We start from the raw sequence: 4447 nt of genomic DNA on the forward strand, positions 1-4447 counted from the left end.
ACGGGAGCGTTTATTGTCTCAGGGCTTCCGACGGGAAACTGGTATGGCGGTTTCATACAAAATTCAGGGATCAAAGAACCATAGTACGCGATCAGCTCGAATCGATATGGCCGGTACATGGAAGTGTTCTGATACAAGACGATGTCGTGTATTTTTCAGCCGGCAGATCTTCCTATCTGGATGGAGGGATTTTGCTTTATGGCCTTGATCCAGAAACTGGAGCGGTATTACATACAAAAAGCATTCAGAGTGATCACCCCGATTATAGCGAAACATTGCAGCAACGAAGCTCCGGGGATTATCCGGAAGAGGCTATAGATACCACAGTTACCCCGGACAATCAGAATGCCGTGGACTGGAAAACGCTGACCGCTCCCGACCGCAGCGATGCCTTTTCTATGAAGGGGGCACTAAGCGATGTGTTGGTTGGTGACGGCAGTTCCATTTATATGAAACATCTGCGGTTCGACAAAAATCTGAAAAAACAGCCTGATAAAGACACCCATCTCTTCTCTACTTCCCGGCTACTGGATGATTCTGAAGTCCATAGAACCCACTGGGTGCTTGGCATCGGAGAATTTAGCCGCCTGCAGGTTGCCTATCCCTGGATTGCTAACAGCCGCGGAGGAAGAGGAGGAACCCACCTGTCAGCTCCCTATGGATTAATGCTTTCTTTTACCCGGGACTCTGTATGGGGTATATGGAGAAGATACGGTGAAAACGGATATATGCTGTGGGCAGACAAGAAACAGCCCCTTTCTGAGTCCGTTAGATCTGCTCATGATTTCAAAAAGACCGACAATGACCCCACCGATCATTTATGGTCCGAGGTAATAGATTTACATCCCCGTTCTTTGGTCAAAAGCAGGAATAACTTGTTCATCGGGGGTACGCCCGGACTGGCTCAGACAAAAGATCCCTATAAGGCCTTTACAGGACAGGAAGGCGGTATCCTTTGGATTATGGATGCCTCCAGCGGCAAAAAACAGGCCGGATATAAGCTCGATGCACCTCCTGTTTGGGACGGCATGGCAGTGGCTTCCAACAGGCTTTTAGTTTCAATGGAAAACGGTACAATACAGTGTTTTAGAGAGTAAATTCTAAGCAGTTATAATGATTTAAGAGGGTATTTAACCAAATTATATACTTCTATGCTAAAGTTAAAGTATCTGGAATTCGGGCTTACGCCGCTTTCCTGCTTCACAGTAAAATGTAAAACTAAGGAGGGAAAGCCTCAGTATTTAGGTAAATCATTAATTTTATAGAACAATTTAACTGCAAAACTATAATAGATATGAGCCATTTTAACTATCATTTCAGATTGCATCATATAAATTCAACTTTTCTAATAAAGGTAAGTGCAGCAGCATTTATGACATTACACTCATGTAGTGGGGGTGATTCAGAAAAAAGGAAAAATAGGGAAAATCAACATCTCAACATCATCTTCATATTTTCCGATGATCTGTCGTACCGTGATTTGAGTTGCTATGGCCAAAGCAAATTTGCAACACCAAATCTGGACAGTCTGGCCATGAATGGTATCCGTTTCACACAGGCATATTCAGGATCCCCGGAGTGTGCCCCATCACGAGCTAGCCTGATGACCGGGATGCATATGGGACATTGCAGAATACGTGCAAATAGCTCTGTACGAGGACAAGACCACCTTCTAACAGAAGATGTCACAGTAGCAGAGTTATTGAAACAGGCAGGATATACCACAGGTTTTGTAGGCAAATGGGGCATCGGTTTGCCCGGCACTGAGGGCACTCCAGACAAGCAAGGTTTTGACCATTCATACGGATATTATGATCAGGGAAGAGCTCATACATTTTTCCCTCATTATTTGATGAAAAATGGAGATACCATTCCCATTCAGGAGAATTATGGTTTCAATATGAAGCGTGTATACCAATATAACCGTCGTTCTCCGGATAGTCTTGAAGACGTAAAAAATAATTACAATCAGCAGGGTCGTCTCATTCCTGATGGTGTACCGGATCCCGAAAAGGCAAAGTACTCGGAAAATCTCTTTCAAAACGACGCCCTCTCTTTTATTAAAGAAAATAAAAACAATCCGTTTTTTCTTTACTATGCCACCCAGATTCCTCATGGCCCTTGCATTATACCCGATCTTGGAAGGTACAGAAACAGGCCATGGAGCCAGAAACATAAGGAATGGGCTGCTATGATGGAAAAAATGGATAAGGGCGTTGGTCGAATGGTGGAGCTATTGGAAAATTTAAATATTCTCGATAACACGATTATATTTTTTGCCGGGGACAATGGCTACAGCATGTGGGGATACTTTGGAAGGCCTGCCTTTGAGGATGATCCTCTTTTTGAGAATAAAGGTCCGTGGCCGAAAGGAAAATTTACCTCTACCCATGAGGGTGGGGTTCGGGTACCATTCTTTGCTTACTGGAAGAGTAAAATTGAGCCTGGAGAGACGGATCATGTTTGTGCATTATATGATTTCATGGCCACTGCAGCCGACCTGGCCGGGGTCTCAGTTCCGGAAACAGATGGTATAAGTTTGGTTCCTACTTTATTAGGTGAGCCGGAAAATCAGAAAAAACATAACTATCTGTACTGGGAAAACGGAACGAGATCGCCACATACGCAAAGTGTTCGAATGGATCAATGGTGGGCTTATCGGAGTCATCCGTCCGAACCGGTAAAACTTTATAATCTCAGCCGGGATATTGCTTGTGAAAATAACGTAGCAAAAGAAAATCCTGATGTTGTGAAAGTTGTCAAACAAATCTTTCAGGAAGCTCATGTGGACAGTAAGTGGTATGTGAACCCCGGAGAAAGCAAAGAACAGATTGAGGCAAAAAGGAATAAAGCCCGGGAAATGGGCCAGATGCAAAGATCTGTGAGGCCCAACACGGCTTTCAAAGGAAGAGGTAAACCATCAGCTAAAACAAAAACATCCAATTAAAACATTTTGAAAGCAAAATTTTGCCAATGTTCTTTATTAAAATTGGTTTTTAAAAGAAATGCAGAATCAATATATTAAAAAATTGAAAATATGAAACGAAAACCATTACGAATCCTGATTTTTATTGTTCTCGTTGCCCTGGTGGTCGGGGGTATGTATTGGTATTACAGCCATTACCGCTTCACCCGGGAGGCACAGCAGATATTACAGGAAACCGAGGTAAAAGGCGGACTCATTGTGCATCTGGGTTTTGAAAACAGTAAGGTTACTGCTGCTTTTCATGCCGGTGACCGCTATCTTGTCCATGGAATTACTCCCGATAAAAGTAAAGCAGAAAAGGCCCGGGAGTATATGTATGAACAGGGGATCTATGGGAACGTTTCCGTTGAGCACCGTAACAAAGAAACGCTTCCTTATACCGACAACCTGGTGAATTTAATTGTAGCCGAAGATACCGGCAACATTTCAATGGATGAGATGATGCGGGTATTGGCCCCCGAAGGTGTTGCCTTTATAAGGCAGGAGAATGTGTGGACCAAACAGGTTAAGCCGAGGCCGGAAGAGATAGATGAATGGACCCATTACTTGCATGGCCCTGACAACAATGCCGTTGCCGACGATGCGGCAGTTGGCCCGCCAAAACATTTGCAATGGGAGGCCGGGCCCGAATTTTTGCGAAGTCATGAGCACCTGTCCAGTATCAGTGCAATGGTTTCTTCCGGGGGGTGAATATTTTCCATTATTGATAAAGGCCCCACCGCTTTTGCCGCTGCTCCAAGCAAATGGAGACTGGAAGCTAGAGACGCCTTTAATGGCGTACTTTTATGGGAGAAGACCATAGAACCCTGGGAAGACCATCTACGGGGCTTCAGAAGCGGACCTCCCGAGCTCCAACGAAGGCTTGTAGCCGATGGTAACCGGGTATATGTAACACTGGGATACAACGAACCCATTGTAGCTCTAAATGCTGCTACAGGTGCTATAGAAAAAAGGTACACCGGTACGGAAGGCCCTTTGGAAATTGTGCTTTATAACGACATCCTTTATCTGGTGGCAGGAGAAAGGCCTTCCCTTAAACCAAAAAAAGTATTCACCTGACAGTGTGAATGCATTTTCCGGTTATGATCTGTGGTATTTGCGTGGAACACCCCGGGCCCACAACAAACGGATCATGGCAGTAGAAGCAAGCTCCGGTGAAATGCTATGGGTCAAAGATGATTCCGTTACCGCGGAAATTATGCCTACTACAACGTGCCTGGGCAACGGACAGCTATTTTTTCAAAATCCTGATCATGTAGTATGCCTGGAGGCAAAAAGCGGGAACTCAATCTGGAAGAGCCAACGTCCCATAAAAAAGACACGGCTGGGATGGTCTACTCCAACCCTGGTATATCACAACGGAGTGGTGTATTCCGCAGACCGGGAATCGGAAAGGGAAAATGAGAAGGATACTGTCAGATGGATACCAAGCAGTCAGGGAGGTATCGCTCCGGAAGTCCG

General features: G+C 44.9%; 4 protein-coding genes. All 4 read left to right on the forward strand.

The features are described from left to right. The coding region (locus KGY70_17590; protein MBS3777015.1) for a hypothetical protein at nt 1-1097 on the forward strand (1097 nt) is incomplete at its 5' end. 275 nt (nt 1098-1372) lie between these two features. Next, on the forward strand, nt 1373-2947 hold the full coding sequence (locus KGY70_17595) for an arylsulfatase (GenBank protein MBS3777016.1): 1575 nt from the start codon (nt 1373-1375) through the stop codon (nt 2945-2947). A 90-nt stretch (nt 2948-3037) separates the two neighbouring features. Continuing rightward, nucleotides 3038-3676 (forward strand): hypothetical protein, encoded by a 639-nt coding sequence (locus KGY70_17600; protein ID MBS3777017.1) that lies wholly within the window; start codon nt 3038-3040, stop codon nt 3674-3676. Between the two features lie 373 nt (nt 3677-4049). After that, on the forward strand, nt 4050-4447 hold a 398-nt coding region (locus KGY70_17605), incomplete at its 3' end, for a hypothetical protein (GenBank protein ID MBS3777018.1).

The organism is Bacteroidales bacterium (assembly GCA_018334875.1).
Classification (GTDB): domain Bacteria; phylum Bacteroidota; class Bacteroidia; order Bacteroidales; family UBA12077; genus JAGXLC01.